17 protein-coding genes are annotated in these 13,534 nt (G+C 62.5%); 9 read left to right on the top strand and 8 right to left on the bottom strand.

Annotated elements, in window-relative coordinates:
• Positions 1 to 17 precede the first annotated feature (17 nt).
• The 8 genes from proC to BT179_RS06070 all read left to right on the top strand — a co-directional run bounded on the left by proC (position 18) and on the right by BT179_RS06070 (position 5,939).
• Positions 18 to 836, top strand: coding sequence for a pyrroline-5-carboxylate reductase (gene proC, locus BT179_RS06105; protein ID WP_072430896.1), 819 nt, complete (start codon positions 18 to 20; stop codon positions 834 to 836).
• Positions 837 to 846: 10 nt separating this feature from the next.
• Positions 847 to 1,437 carry a YggT family protein gene (locus BT179_RS06100; RefSeq protein WP_072390222.1) on the top strand — a complete coding sequence of 197 codons (591 nt, stop codon included), beginning with the start codon at positions 847 to 849 and terminating at the stop codon, positions 1,435 to 1,437.
• Positions 1,438 to 1,580: 143 nt separating this feature from the next.
• Positions 1,581 to 2,720, top strand: coding sequence for a homoserine O-succinyltransferase MetX (locus BT179_RS06095; protein ID WP_072430897.1), 1,140 nt, complete (start codon positions 1,581 to 1,583; stop codon positions 2,718 to 2,720).
• 7 nt (positions 2,721 to 2,727) lie between these two features.
• Entirely contained in the window at positions 2,728 to 3,348 is a 621-nt protein-coding gene (gene metW, locus BT179_RS06090; protein WP_072390228.1) for a methionine biosynthesis protein MetW, read from the top strand.
• A gap of 25 nt (positions 3,349 to 3,373) precedes the next feature.
• Complete coding sequence (locus tag BT179_RS06085; protein WP_072390231.1) at positions 3,374 to 3,808, top strand: DUF4426 domain-containing protein; 435 nt, start codon at positions 3,374 to 3,376, stop codon at positions 3,806 to 3,808.
• Positions 3,805 to 4,401 (top strand): RdgB/HAM1 family non-canonical purine NTP pyrophosphatase, encoded by a 597-nt coding sequence (rdgB, locus tag BT179_RS06080; RefSeq protein WP_072390234.1) that lies wholly within the window; start codon positions 3,805 to 3,807, stop codon positions 4,399 to 4,401. Before BT179_RS06085 ends, rdgB begins: the two co-directional genes overlap by 4 nt.
• Complete coding sequence (gene hemW, locus BT179_RS06075) at positions 4,398 to 5,597, top strand: radical SAM family heme chaperone HemW (protein ID WP_072430898.1); 1,200 nt, start codon at positions 4,398 to 4,400, stop codon at positions 5,595 to 5,597. The genes rdgB and hemW overlap by 4 nt, the downstream gene beginning before the upstream one ends.
• A gap of 18 nt (positions 5,598 to 5,615) precedes the next feature.
• A complete protein-coding gene (locus tag BT179_RS06070; protein ID WP_072390240.1) occupies positions 5,616 to 5,939 on the top strand; it encodes a DUF3392 domain-containing protein in 324 nt (107 codons plus the stop codon).
• A 139-nt stretch (positions 5,940 to 6,078) separates the two neighbouring features.
• Here the strand turns inward: BT179_RS06070 and trmB are convergent, their stop codons facing one another.
• From trmB to BT179_RS06050, 4 genes are all read right to left on the bottom strand, one after another.
• Positions 6,079 to 6,804, bottom strand: coding sequence for a tRNA (guanosine(46)-N7)-methyltransferase TrmB (gene trmB / locus BT179_RS06065; RefSeq protein WP_072390243.1), 726 nt, complete (start codon positions 6,802 to 6,804; stop codon positions 6,079 to 6,081).
• 9 nt (positions 6,805 to 6,813) lie between these two features.
• Positions 6,814 to 7,608: a thiazole synthase gene (locus BT179_RS06060; RefSeq protein ID WP_053148263.1), complete on the bottom strand. Its 795-nt coding sequence runs from the start codon at positions 7,606 to 7,608 to the stop codon at positions 6,814 to 6,816.
• A gap of 90 nt (positions 7,609 to 7,698) precedes the next feature.
• The gene (thiS, locus tag BT179_RS06055) at positions 7,699 to 7,899 is read right to left on the bottom strand and encodes a sulfur carrier protein ThiS (protein WP_072390871.1); all 201 of its coding nucleotides are present in this window, start codon (positions 7,897 to 7,899) and stop codon (positions 7,699 to 7,701) included.
• Positions 7,900 to 7,989: 90 nt separating this feature from the next.
• Positions 7,990 to 8,361 (bottom strand): DUF423 domain-containing protein, encoded by a 372-nt coding sequence (locus BT179_RS06050; protein ID WP_072390248.1) that lies wholly within the window; start codon positions 8,359 to 8,361, stop codon positions 7,990 to 7,992.
• 73 nt (positions 8,362 to 8,434) lie between these two features.
• Here BT179_RS06050 and mtgA point away from each other — a divergent pair, with 73 nt between their 5' ends.
• Complete coding sequence (gene mtgA / locus BT179_RS06045; protein WP_072390251.1) at positions 8,435 to 9,157, top strand: monofunctional biosynthetic peptidoglycan transglycosylase; 723 nt, start codon at positions 8,435 to 8,437, stop codon at positions 9,155 to 9,157.
• A gap of 194 nt (positions 9,158 to 9,351) precedes the next feature.
• Here the strand turns inward: mtgA and rpoH are convergent, their stop codons facing one another.
• The 4 genes from rpoH to ftsY all read right to left on the bottom strand — a co-directional run bounded on the left by rpoH (position 9,352) and on the right by ftsY (position 13,436).
• Positions 9,352 to 10,206, bottom strand: a complete 855-nt coding sequence (gene rpoH / locus BT179_RS06040) for an RNA polymerase sigma factor RpoH (RefSeq protein WP_072390254.1) — start codon at positions 10,204 to 10,206, stop codon at positions 9,352 to 9,354.
• Positions 10,207 to 10,318: 112 nt separating this feature from the next.
• Entirely contained in the window at positions 10,319 to 11,338 is a 1,020-nt protein-coding gene (gene ftsX, locus BT179_RS06035) for a permease-like cell division protein FtsX (RefSeq protein WP_072390257.1), read from the bottom strand.
• Positions 11,335 to 12,006, bottom strand: coding sequence for a cell division ATP-binding protein FtsE (ftsE, locus tag BT179_RS06030; protein ID WP_053148274.1), 672 nt, complete (start codon positions 12,004 to 12,006; stop codon positions 11,335 to 11,337). Before ftsE ends, ftsX begins: the two co-directional genes overlap by 4 nt.
• Positions 12,003 to 13,436: a signal recognition particle-docking protein FtsY gene (ftsY, locus tag BT179_RS06025; protein ID WP_072430899.1), complete on the bottom strand. Its 1,434-nt coding sequence runs from the start codon at positions 13,434 to 13,436 to the stop codon at positions 12,003 to 12,005. Before ftsY ends, ftsE begins: the two co-directional genes overlap by 4 nt.
• Between the last annotated feature and the right edge of the window lie 98 nt (positions 13,437 to 13,534).

The raw sequence follows: 13,534 nt of genomic DNA, 5'->3' as shown, positions 1-13,534 counted from the left end.
CTAATCAAGGACCTGTCATGAGCAACACGCGTATTGCCTTCATCGGCGCCGGCAACATGGCCGCCAGCCTGATCGGTGGCCTGCGGGCCAAGGGCCTGGATGCCGCGCAGATCCGCGCCAGTGATCCGGGCGAAGAGACACGTGCCCGGGTGAGCGCCGAGCACGGCATTGAAACCTTCGCCGATAACGCCCAGGCCATCGACGGCGCCGACGTCGTCGTGCTGGCGGTCAAGCCCCAAGCGATGAAAGCCGTGTGCCAGGCCATCCGCCCGAGCCTCAAGCCTCATCAGCTGGTGGTATCGATTGCCGCGGGCATCACCTGCGACAGCATGAGCAACTGGCTCGGCGCCCAGCCGATCGTGCGCTGCATGCCCAACACCCCGGCGCTGTTGCGCCAGGGCGTCAGCGGTCTGTTCGCCACTGCCCAGGTCTCCACCGAGCAACGCCAGCAGGCCGAAACGCTGCTGTCGGCCGTGGGCCTGGCGTTATGGCTGGAGACCGAGCAACAGCTGGACGCGGTCACCGCTGTCTCCGGCTCGGGCCCGGCGTATTTCTTCCTGTTGATCGAGGCCATGACCGCCGCCGGCGAGAAGCTTGGCCTGCCGAGGGAAACCGCCGCCCGGTTGACCCTGCAAACGGCACTGGGCGCCGCCCACATGGCAGTGTCCAGCGATGTCGATGCCGCCGAACTGCGGCGTCGCGTAACCTCTCCCGCCGGCACCACCGAAGCGGCGATCAAATCGTTCCAGGCCGGAGGCTTCGAAGCCCTGGTGGAAAAAGCACTCGGCGCCGCCGCGCATCGCTCGGCCGAGATGGCCGAACAACTGGGCCAATAAGGAGCCATTCATGATCGGATTGAACACCGCAGCGGTCTACGTGCTGCAAACCCTCGGCAGCCTGTACCTGCTGATCGTACTGATGCGTTTCGTGCTGCAACTGGTACGCGCCAACTTCTACAACCCGCTGTGCCAGTTCGTCGTCAAGGCCACCCAGCCACTGCTCAAGCCGCTGCGTCGCATCATTCCGAGCCTGTTCGGCCTGGACATGTCGTCGCTGGTACTGGCGATCCTCCTGCAGATGGCCCTGATGGCCCTGACGCTGCTGCTGACCTACGGCACCACCGGCAATCCACTGCAATTGCTGATCTGGTCGATCATTGGCGTGACCGCGCTGTTCCTGAAGATTTTCTTCTTCGCGCTGATCATCAGCGTGATCCTGTCGTGGGTCGCTCCGGGCAGCCATAACCCGGGCGCCGAGCTGGTGAACCAGATCTGCGAACCGGCCCTGGCACCGTTCCGCCGTATCGTGCCGAACCTGGGCGGCCTGGATATTTCGCCGATCCTGGCATTCATGGTGCTCAAGCTGATCGACATGCTGGTGATCAACAACCTGGCGGCGGTGACCATGATGCCGGAAATCCTGCGCCTGCTGATCTGATGGGGCGCACCTCCTCTGTGGCGAGGGGATTTATCCCCTCGCCACAGATAAATACCCGTGCCATAAGACACACCCCCGCCTTTGCTTGCCGCTAACCCCAGCGGTCTTTAGACTTACGCCTCATTTCAACGAGAGCAGGGTCGATGCCAGCTGTCTTTCCCCCCGATTCCGTTGGTCTGGTGACGCCGCAAATGGCGCATTTCAGCGAGCCCCTGGCCCTGGCCTGCGGCCGTTCGTTGCCAGCCTATGACCTGATCTATGAAACCTACGGCACCCTCAACGCCACGGCCAGCAATGCCGTGCTGATCTGCCACGCCTTGTCCGGGCATCACCATGCCGCCGGCTACCACAGCGTCGACGATCGCAAGCCAGGCTGGTGGGACAGTTGCATCGGCCCCGGCAAGCCCATCGACACCGACAGGTTCTTCGTCGTCAGCCTGAACAACCTCGGCGGTTGCAATGGCTCCACGGGCCCCAGCAGCCTCAACCCTGAAACCGGCAAGCCCTTCGGCGCCGACTTTCCGGTCTTGACCGTGGAAGACTGGGTCCACAGCCAGGCCCGCCTGGCAGATCGCCTCGGCATCGACCAGTGGGCAGCGGTCATCGGCGGCAGCCTGGGGGGCATGCAGGCCCTACAGTGGACCATCACCTACCCGGACCGTGTGCGTCATTGCCTGGCAATCGCCTCGGCTCCCAAGCTGTCGGCACAGAACATCGCCTTCAACGAAGTGGCGCGCCAGGCGATCCTCACCGATCCGGAGTTCCACGGCGGCTCGTTCCAGGAGCACGGCGTGATTCCCAAGCGCGGGCTCATGCTGGCGCGGATGGTCGGGCATATCACCTACCTATCCGATGACTCCATGGGCGAAAAATTCGGCCGGGGCCTCAAGAGCGAAAAGCTCAACTACGACTTCCACAGCGTCGAGTTCCAGGTGGAAAGCTACCTGCGCTACCAGGGCGAGGAGTTCTCCGGGCGCTTCGATGCCAACACCTACCTGTTGATGACCAAGGCCCTGGACTACTTCGATCCAGCGGCGAACTTCGACAATGACCTGGCGAAGACCTTCGCCGGCGCCACCGCCAAGTTCTGCGTGATGTCGTTCACCACCGACTGGCGCTTTTCCCCGGCCCGCTCCCGGGAGCTGGTGGATGCGCTGATGACGGCGCGCAAGGACGTCTGCTACCTGGAAATCGACGCCCCCCAGGGCCACGACGCCTTTCTGATCCCGATCCCGCGCTACCTGCAGGCGTTCGGCAACTATATGAACCGTATTACGCTGTGAGGACGCCATGAGAGCCGATCTGGAAATCATCCAGGAATGGATCCCCGCCGGCAGCCGCGTGCTCGACCTGGGCTGCGGCAACGGCGAACTGCTGACCTGGCTGCGGGACAACAAGCAAGTCACCGGCTACGGCCTGGAAAACGACCCGGACAACATCGCCGAGTGCGTGGCCAAGGGCATCAACGTCATTGAACAGGACCTGGACAAGGGCCTGGGCAACTTCGCCAGCAACAGCTTCGATATCGTGGTCATGACCCAGGCCCTGCAAGCGGTGCATTACCCGGACAGGATTCTCGACGAAATGCTCCGGGTCGGACGCCAGTGCATCATCACCTTCCCCAACTTCGGCCATTGGCGCTGCCGCTGGTACCTGGCGAGCAAGGGGCGCATGCCGGTGTCGGAATTCCTGCCCTACACCTGGTACAACACGCCGAACATCCACTTTTGTACCTTCGAGGATTTCGAGGAGCTGTGCCGCGAACGCCAGGCCAAGGTCATCGATCGCCTGGCGGTGGACCAGCAACACCGCCACGGGTGGGCCAGCAAGCTATGGCCTAATCTGTTAGGTGAAATAGGCATCTATCGGGTCAGCAGCCCAGGCCTTGCCGACCACCAGATCGCGGTATGAACCCCGGCCCTACCAGGAGCACGACATGAAACGTCTAGCGTTGTTTCTCATCACCGCCTGCCTGAGCATTGGCGCCATGGCCGCCGACGCCATCAAGGCCGAACGCAAGGAAGTGTTCGGTGACATCACCGTGCACTACAACACGTTCAACTCCACCTTCCTGGCACCAGATATCGCCAAGGGCGCCGAGCTGATCCGCAGCAAGCAACAGGGTGTGATCAACGTCTCGGTACTCAAGGATGGCAAGCCCTTGATGGCCCAGGTCAGCGGCACGGTGAAAGACCTCACCAGCCAGAGCATCCCGCTGAAATTCAAGCAGGTGACCGAGCAAGGCGCGATCTACTACATCGCCCAGTATCCAGTACCCCAGCAGGAAACCCGCACCTTTGAAATCAAGGTGCGAACCGGCGACAAGATCAACACCATCAACTTCAACCAGGAACTGTTTCCGGGCCAATGATGAACCTCACCCAACTCGTACTGGCCAGCCACAACGCCGGCAAGCTCAAGGAGCTCCAGGCCATGCTCGGCGACTCGGTGCACCTGCGCTCCATCGGCGAGTTCAGCCAGGTGGAACCTGAAGAAACCGGCCTGTCGTTCGTCGAGAACGCCATCCTCAAGGCCCGCAACGCCGCACGCCTCTCGGGCCTGCCGGCGCTGGCCGACGACTCCGGGCTGGCGGTGGACTTTCTCGGCGGCGCGCCGGGCATCTATTCGGCACGTTATGCCGACGGCAAGGGCGACGCGGCGAACAACGCCAAGCTGCTCGAAGCCCTCAGGGATGTACCTGAAGCCGAGCGGGGGGCGCAATTCGTCTGTGTCCTGGCGCTGGTCCGGCATGCCGATGATCCGCTGCCGATCCTGTGCGAAGGCTTGTGGCACGGGCGCATTCTCACCGAGGCCCGGGGCGAACACGGTTTCGGCTACGACCCGCTGTTCTGGGTACCGGAACGAAACTGCTCCAGCGCCGAACTGGGCCCTGCGGAAAAGAACCAGCTGAGCCACCGCGCCCGCGCCATGGTCCTTCTGCGTCAACGCCTGGGCCTGCAATGACCGATGAATCCCCCGCACCGCTGATACACGGCGGTGCACAAGCGCCCAGGGCGCCGCTGCCGGTGCTGCCGCCCCTGGCGCTGTACGTCCACATCCCGTGGTGCGTGCGCAAATGCCCGTATTGTGATTTCAACTCCCACGCCGCCAGTGCGCAGTTGCCCGAAGAAGAATATGTCGACGCCCTGCTGGCCGACCTCGACCAGGACCTGCACGCGGTATACGGGCGGCCACTGAGCTCGATCTTCTTTGGCGGCGGCACCCCGAGCCTGTTCAGCGCCAGGGCCCTGGGCCGGCTGCTCGAAGGCGTGGCGGCGCGGATTGCCTTCGCCCCCGACATCGAAATCACCCTGGAAGCCAACCCCGGCACCTTCGAACAAGAGAAATTCGTCGCATACCGTGCCCTGGGCATCAATCGCCTGTCCATCGGCGTCCAGAGCTTCCAGCAGGCCAAGCTCGAGGCGCTGGGGCGGATCCACAACGGTGACGAAGCGGTGCGCGCCGCCGGCATGGCCCGCCAGGCCGGGTTCGACAACTTCAACCTGGACCTCATGCATGGCCTGCCCGACCAGTCCCTCGACGACGCCTTGGGCGACTTGCGCCAGGCCATCGCTCTGAAGCCCACCCACCTGTCCTGGTACCAGCTGACGCTGGAGCCGAACACGGTGTTCTGGAACCAGCCGCCAACCCTGCCGGAAGACGATACCCTGTGGGACATCCAGGAGGCAGGGCAGGCATTGCTGGCCGAGCATGGCTATGCCCAATACGAAGTCTCGGCCTACGCCCAGCCTGGCCGGGCAGCGCGACACAACCTCAATTACTGGAGCTTCGGCGATTTCATCGGCATCGGCGCCGGCGCCCATGGCAAGCTCAGCCATCCGGACGGGCGTATCGTGCGCACCTGGAAGACCCGCCTGCCCAAGGACTATCTCAACCCGGCCAAGCGCTTCCTGGCCGGCGAAAAAGCCTTGCCCAACGAAGAGCTGCCTTTCGAATTCCTGATGAACGCCCTGCGCCTGACCGAAGGCGTGGACGCGCGGCTGTACCCGGAGCGGACAGGGCTGGCTCTGCAAAGCCTGGCCGAAGGCCGGCGCGAGGCCGAACAAAGCGGGTTGTTGCAGGTCGAACCGTCACGTCTGGCGGCCACCGAGCGCGGACAGCTGTTTCTCAATGACTTGCTGCAGAAATTTCTGAGCTGATCAACACAAGGAAATCGAATGGATCTGGTACTCGACCTGCTTGCCACCGTGTCCCGCTGGAGCCGCAGCAATCTCTCGGAGATCTCCCTGGCGCTGGTAGGCTGCCTGCTGGTGCTGTTTGGCGCGGACATCAAGGGTTGGGTCGAACAGCGCCTGGGCAGCATCGCCGGCGCCTTGCGCGTCCCGCTGATCGCCCTGCTGTGCATGATCGGCAGCGGTGCGGCCCTGATCTATGCCACTCCATGGATCGTCAAGGGATTGAGCCAGTTCAACAACTACAGCCTGGCGCCGGTTCTACTGGTGGTACTGGTGTTGATAGGCGTAGTCGCGGATCGGCGCTGATTTCGGCCTGCACAAAACAAATGTGGGAGCGAGCTTGCTGGCGATGGCGGTATGACAGTCAACATTGACGTTGGATGTCATGCCCTCATCGCGAGCAAGCTCGCTCCCACAGGGGATCCCATTTCAGCAGGACTTCGTCTTACGCCACCTTCTCGAACTTCAAGTCCCAGACCCCATGCCCCAGCCGTTCGCCACGGCGTTCGAACTTGGTGATCGGTCGTTCGGCCGGGCGCGGCACATAGCGACCGTCTTCGGCCAGGTTACGGTAACCCGGGGCGACGTTCATCACCTCCAGCATGTACTCGGCGTAGGGTTCCCAGTCGGTGGCCATGTGCAGCACACCGCCAACCTTCAACTTGCTGCGCACCAGCTCGGCGAACGACGCCTGGACGATGCGGCGCTTGTGATGGCGGCTTTTGTGCCAGGGGTCGGGGAAGAACAGCATCAGCCGGTCGAGGCTGTTGTCGGCCACGCAGCGGTTCAGCACCTCGATGGCGTCGCAATCATAGACCCGCAGGTTGGTCAGCCCTTGGGTCAGCACGCCATTGAGCAGCGCACCGACACCGGGACGGTGCACTTCCACGCCGATGAAATCCTGTTCCGGCGCGGCAGCGGCCATTTCCAGCAGCGAATGGCCCATGCCGAAACCGATCTCCAGCGAGCGCGGGGCCGAGCGGCCGAACACCTGGTCAAAATCCACCGGCGCATCGGCCAGGGGCAGGACGAACAGAGGGGCGCCCTGTTCCAGGCCGCGTTGCTGGCCTTCGGTCATGCGCCCGGCGCGCATCACGAAACTCTTGATACGGCGGTGTTGGCGTTCTTCGCCTTCTTCCGGCAGGACAGGCGTGTCGTTCGATTCAGTCATCAATGGCTCTTACTTGATCAGACCATCCAGCGGCGAGGAGGCGCTGGCGTAAAGTTTCTTCGGCATGCGGCCGGCCAGGTAAGCCAGGCGACCGGCAACGATGGCGTGCTTCATGGCTTCGGCCATCAGGACCGGCTGCTGGGCATGGGCGATGGCGGAGTTCATCAGCACCGCTTCGCAACCCAGTTCCATGGCGATAGTGGCATCCGAAGCGGTACCGACACCGGCATCCACCAGCACCGGGATCCTGGCTTCTTCGAGGATGATCTGCAGGTTGTATGGGTTGCAGATGCCCAGCCCCGTACCGATCAGGCCAGCCAGCGGCATGACCGCGATGCAGCCGATTTCCGCCAGTTGACGAGCAATGATCGGGTCATCGCTGGTGTACACCATCACGTCGAAACCTTCCTTGACCAGGGTTTCGGCGGCCTTGAGGGTCTCGATCACGTTGGGGAACAGGGTTTTCTGGTCGGCCAGCACTTCCAGCTTGACCAGGTTGTGCCCGTCGAGCAGCTCACGGGCCAGGCGGCAGGTGCGCACGGCCTCGACGGCGTCGAAGCAGCCGGCGGTGTTGGGCAGGATGGTGTAGCGGTCCGGCGGCAGGATATCCAGCAGGTTCGGTTCGCCCGGGTTCTGGCCGATGTTGGTCCGGCGCACGGCGACGGTGACGATTTCGGCGCCCGATGCTTCGATGGCCAGGCGGGTCTCTTCCATGTCGCGGTATTTGCCGGTGCCTACCAGCAAGCGCGACTGGTAGGTACGACCGGCCAGGACGAAGGGCTTGTCGCTACGAACGATGCTCATGGGAAATCCTCTGTTGGGGTGAGGTTCTTGCGAAATTTGACTGACCAGACGCCGTGAAACGCCGCGAACGGATTTGCACGCTGCCTGGTGCTAGCCGCCGCCGATGGCGTGGACGACTTCGACCTGGTCACCCTCGTTGAGGGTCGTGTCGGCATGCTGGCTGCGCGGGACGATATCCAGGTTGAGTTCCACCGCGACGCGACGCCCGGCAAGATCCAGGCGGGTCAGCAGGGCCGCAACGGTTTCACCGTCGGGCAATTCAAAGGGTTCGCCGTTCAACTGAATGCGCATGCCGGATGCCGTCATCATTTTTAGGGGCTGGCATTCTAGCCCGATCAGTCTGGGCGACCCAAGCCATTCGTCATGAAATGGACCGGGCGGTCAGCCCAGCCGCCAGGCGGCCAGCCCCAGACACAGCCAGCCGATCAGGAACGCCACGCCGCCGAACGGCGTGATGATGCCCAGCTTGCTGATGCCGGTGAGGGTCAGCAGATACAGACTGCCGGAGAACAGCAGGATACCGACCACGAATGACACGCCAGCCCAGGTCACGACGCGACCGGGAATATGCGTGGCCAGCAACGCAACGCCCAGCAATGCAAGGGTGTGCACCAATTGGTAGGTGACACCGGTGTGGAAAATCGCCAGGTAATCGGCGCTCAGGCGATTCTTCAGGCCGTGGGCGGCAAACGCCCCCAGCGCCACGCCGGTGAAGCCGAAAAAGGCGGCCAGCATCAGAAAGCTACGCAGCATGAGAACTCCAGTCAGACTCGGTGGGCAGGGTCTGTATAATGGCCCGCTCGACCGGTTCGGCCAAGCCATCCCTATGCTGCGTTCATTCTTTCGACGATTCCTTAAAGCCCTGCTCTGGTTCGCCATCGGCAGCGTCGTTCTGGTGCTGCTGTTTCGGGTAGTGCCTCCACCGTTCACGGCGCTGATGATCGAGCGCAAGATCGAATCCTGGTTTGGCGGCGAACCGATCGACCTGCAACGCACCTGGCAGCCTTGGGACCGGATCTCCGACAGCCTCAAGCTGGCGGTCATCGCCGGCGAAGACCAGAAATTCCCGGAGCATTGGGGTTTCGACATCAGCGCGATCCAGGCAGCGTTTGCTCATAATGGACGCGGCGGCTCGATTCGCGGCGCCAGCACCCTCTCCCAGCAAGTATCCAAGAACCTGTTCCTGTGGTCGGGCCGCAGTTGGCTGCGCAAAGGGCTCGAAGCCTGGTTCACGGCATTGATCGAGGTGTTCTGGCCCAAACAGCGGATCCTCGAGGTGTACCTCAACAGTGTCGAGTGGGATGACGGTGTGTTCGGGGCCGAAGCGGCGGCGCGGCATCACTTCCGCACTGGCGCGCAATCCTTGTCCCGGCAACAGGCCAGCCTGCTGGCGGCGGTACTGCCCAATCCGAGGGCATGGAGCGCCAGCCGACCGAGCCCCTATGTGTTGCGGCGAGCGAGCTGGATTCGCCAGCAGATGAACCAGTTGGGAGGTGACAGTTATTTGTTGGGGCTCAATGATTCGCGGCGAGCGCCTTGGGCGCAGTAACCCACGCACTGTCCCTGTGGGGGGGCGAGCTTGCTCGCGATGACGGTTCGACAGCCTACACCGATGTTGAATGCAATGGCCTCATCGCGAGCAAGCTCGCTCCCACAGGATCAGCAGTGAATTCAAATTATCGCCCCGAACAAAAACGCCCCGATCATCACTGATCGGGGCGTTTTTTTGGCCGCAGCTGCAGATCAAGCCGCGATCGACACCTTGAGCTTGTTCATCGCGCTCTTCTCGAGCTGGCGGATCCGCTCGGCCGACACGTTGTACTTCTGCGCCAGGTCGTGCAGCGTGGCTTTTTCCTCGGCCAGCCAACGCTGGTAGAGGATGTCACGGCTGCGCTCGTCCAGCACTTCCAGGGCTTCGTGCAGGTTGGTGTTGGAGTTGTCGCTCCAGTCGGCGTCTTCCAGTTGACGCGCCGGGTCATACCGGTGGTCTTCCAGATAGTTGGCCGGCGACTGGAAGGCACTGTCGTCGTCCGCTTCGGCAGCCGGGTCGAAGGCCATGTCCTGTCCGGTCAGCCGGCTTTCCATCTCGCGCACTTCCCTGGGCTCGACACCCAGGCTCTCGGCGACGCGATGGACCTCCTCGTTGTTCAGCCAGGCCAGGCGTTTCTTCTGGCTGCGCAAGTTGAAGAACAGCTTGCGCTGGGCCTTGGTGGTCGCCACTTTCACGATGCGCCAGTTGCGCAGGATGAACTCGTGGATTTCCGCCTTGATCCAGTGAACCGCGAACGACACCAGGCGCACGCCCATCTCAGGGTTGAAGCGCTTGACCGCTTTCATCAGGCCGACGTTGCCTTCCTGGATCAGATCCGCCTGGGCCAGCCCGTAGCCGGAATAGCTGCGGGCGATATGTACGACAAAACGCAGGTGGGCGAGCACCATTTGCCGAGCCGCCTCAAGATCCTGCTCATAGTAGAGACTCTCGGCCAGTTCACGCTCCTGCTCGGGCGTCAGCAACGGAATGCTGTTCACCGTGTGCACATAGGCCTCCAGGTTCGCACCCGGGACCAGAGCATAAGCAGGTTGCAAAGAAGTGGTCATACGAAAAAACCTCCGACTCACATAACTCGTGCAGTTCAGCACTGCGAAAATTGACCGGGAACCGTAGGACAAGTTCCCACAAAAACTGAAAGGTCAATACGCGCAAAAAACACTATTTTGGCGCAAGCTCACGCAAGTGGCGTGCGACCGCAATCCATGCACCGATATAACCCAACAGCACCGCGCCAAGCAAGAGCGACAGACCGTCGGCGACTGGCACTCCGGCCAGCGCGAAATCACTGCCGTACAAACCGGCCAGTCCCACTACCGCATCGTTCAGCCAGTCCAGGCCGAACGCCAATACTCCCCAGGACAGAATCCCGGCACCGAAGCCATATAGCGCGCCCATGTACAGGAAGGGCCTGCGTACATAACTGTCCGTACCGCCGACGAGTTTAATCACTTCTATCTCGGTGCGGCGGTTTTCAATATGAAGACGAATGGTATTGCCTATCACCAAAAGTAATGCAGAAACCAGAAGCACCGTCAGGCCGAAGACAAACCGGTCGCCGAGCTTGAGTATCGCCGCAAGACGCTCGACCCAGACTAGATCAAGTTGCGCCTGTTGTACCTTCGGCAATTCGGAAAGTCTTTGTCTTAATGCTTCAAGGGTCGGTTTATCGACCTCTTTCGGCGTCACCAGCACCACACCCGGTAACGGGTTTTCCGGCAGTTCCCTGAGGGCTTCGCCCAGGCCGGACTGCTGCTGGAACTCTTCCAGTGCCTGTTCGCGACCGATGTACTCGGCATCGGCGACCCCCGGCATGACCTTGATCTGTTCGCGCAATGCCTCGCCCTCGGCCGGCGTCGCCTCCAGTTGAAGGTAGAGGGAAATCTGCGCCGCGCGCTGCCAGGAGCCTCCGAGACGCTCCACGTTGCTCAGCAATAACGACAGGCCCATGGGCAAGCTCAGGGCGACGGCCATGACCATGCAGGTAAAGAAACTACCGATTGGCTGCTTGCCCAGGCGCCGCAGGCTGTCGAGCAGGCTGGCGCGGTGACTCTCGATCCAGGCATGCAGCAGCGTGGCGAAATCCGGACCGTCGTCATCGTGTTTTTTCTTTTGCGGCGCAGGCTCGGAGGCTTTTGGTGCCACGCGCTCGGCCACTTTGGGGCTGCGGGTCGCACTCATACGCCAGCCTCCCCGTCACCGATCAGGCGGCCACGCTGCAAGGTGAGCATGCGGTGACGCATGCGCGCAATCAGAGCCAGGTCGTGACTGGCAATCAGCACACTGGTGCCCAAACGGTTGATATCTTCGAATACGCCCATGATTTCCGCCGCCAGTCGCGGGTCGAGGTTACCGGTGGGTTCGTCCGCCAGCAGCAACGCCGGACGGTGAACGATGGCGCGGGCAATGCCGACGCGCTGTTGCTGGCCGGTGGACAGGTCGCCGGGATACAACTCGGCCTTGTCCGACAGGGCCACGCGCTCCAGGGCCGAATCCACGCGCTTGCTGATTTCGGCCTTGGACAGGCCCAGGATCTGCAACGGCAACGCAACGTTGTTGAATACAGTGCGATCGAACAGCAACTGGTGGTTCTGGAATACCACGCCGATCTGCCGCCGCAGGAACGGAATCTGGGCATTGCTGATGGTGCTCAGGTCCTGGCCGGCCAGCAACAGCTTGCCGCTGGTGGGCCGCTCCATCGCCAGCAACAGGCGCAGCAGGGTACTTTTACCGGCGCCGGAATGGCCGGTGACAAACAGAAACTCGCCTCGACGTACCCGAAAGCTCAGCTCATGCAGGCCGACGTGACCGTTCGGATAGCGTTTACCGACCTGTTCGAAACGAATCATGAATGCTCCCGCTCGGCAAACAGCGCCTGGACAAAGGGCTCGGCTTCAAAGGTGCGCAAGTCATCGATGCCTTCACCCACACCGATGTAGCGGATGGGCAAGCCGAACTGCTTGGCCAGGGCAAAGATCACCCCGCCCTTGGCGGTGCCGTCCAGCTTGGTCAGCGCCAGCCCGGTCAGCTCGACGGTCTGGTTGAACTGCCTGGCCTGGCTGATTGCGTTCTGGCCAGTACCGGCGTCCAGTACCAGCAGCACTTCATGGGGCGCGTCGGCATCGAGCTTGCCGATCACCCGACGAACCTTCTTCAATTCTTCCATCAGATTGTCTTTGGTGTGCAGGCGACCGGCGGTGTCGGCGATCAGTACATCGATGCCACGGGCCTTGGCGGCCTGCACGGCATCGAAGATCACCGAAGCGGAATCGGCACCGGTGTGCTGGGCAATCACCGGGATCCTGTTGCGTTCGCCCCAGACCTGCAGCTGTTCGACCGCAGCGGCGCGGAAGGTATCGCCGGCGGCGAGCATCACCTTCTTGCCCTCCAGCTGCAGCTTCTTGGCCAGCTTGCCGATGGTGGTGGTCTTGCCGGCGCCGTTGACGCCCACCACCAGGATCACGAACGGCTTGTTCTGCGAAGCGATCACCAGCGGCTGTTCCACCGGTTTGAGCAGGTTGGCCAGCTCGCCTTGCAAGGACTTGTACAACGCGTCGGCATCGGTCAACTGCTTGCGGGCGACCTTCTGGGTCAGGCTCTGGATGATCACCGACGTCGCCTCGACGCCCACGTCGGCGGTCAACAGGCGGGTCTCGATATCGTCCAGCAAATCGTCATCGATGACCTTCTTGCCCAGGAACAGGCTGGCCATGCCTTCGCCGATACTGGCGCTGGTCTTGGACAGGCCTTGCTTGAGGCGGGCGAAAAAGCCGACCTTGCTCTGCTCGGTGACGGGTGCCGGCTCGACGAGAACCGGCGCTTCAGCCGGAGCGGGTACCGGCTCAGGAACAGGCTGGGCGACAGCGGGCGCTGGGGCGACTACCGCAACCTCGGCAACTTCGGGAACCGGTGCCACGACCGGGGTCGCGGCGACTGGCGCGGGGATCGGCGGCGTGACGTGCGGAGCCTGTACATCCTCCACCAGCCCTACCGGCTCTTCGGCCACCGGCAAGGTCAACCAGGGTGTTTGTCCGGCAGGTGGCGCCAGTGGCTGCTCGGCCACCGGCTCGGCGACGAGCTCAGGCTCGACCGGTTGCAGTACCGGCTCGGCCAATGGCAGAACAATGGGCGCGGCTTCCTCGGCCACGGCTTCGGCGGCAGGCTCGGGTTGTGGCTGTTCGACGACGGTTTCCTGCGGCTTCTTGCGCAGCCATCCGAACAGGCCTTTTTTCTCGCCAGCCGCAGCTGGGGTCTTCTTGTCGTCGTTGGAACCAAACATGGAGGACGGCTATCTCACGGTAGCGACGCGCCACGAGGGCGCCTCGGTGATAAATATTCGATGCTGAACAGACTGTGTTTCATCCAGCTTGTTCACGC

The organism is Pseudomonas sp. NFACC43 (assembly GCF_900119645.1).
In the GTDB taxonomy this organism is placed as follows: Bacteria; Pseudomonadota; Gammaproteobacteria; order Pseudomonadales; family Pseudomonadaceae; genus Aquipseudomonas.
This window is presented reverse-complemented; position numbering and strand designations above follow the sequence as displayed.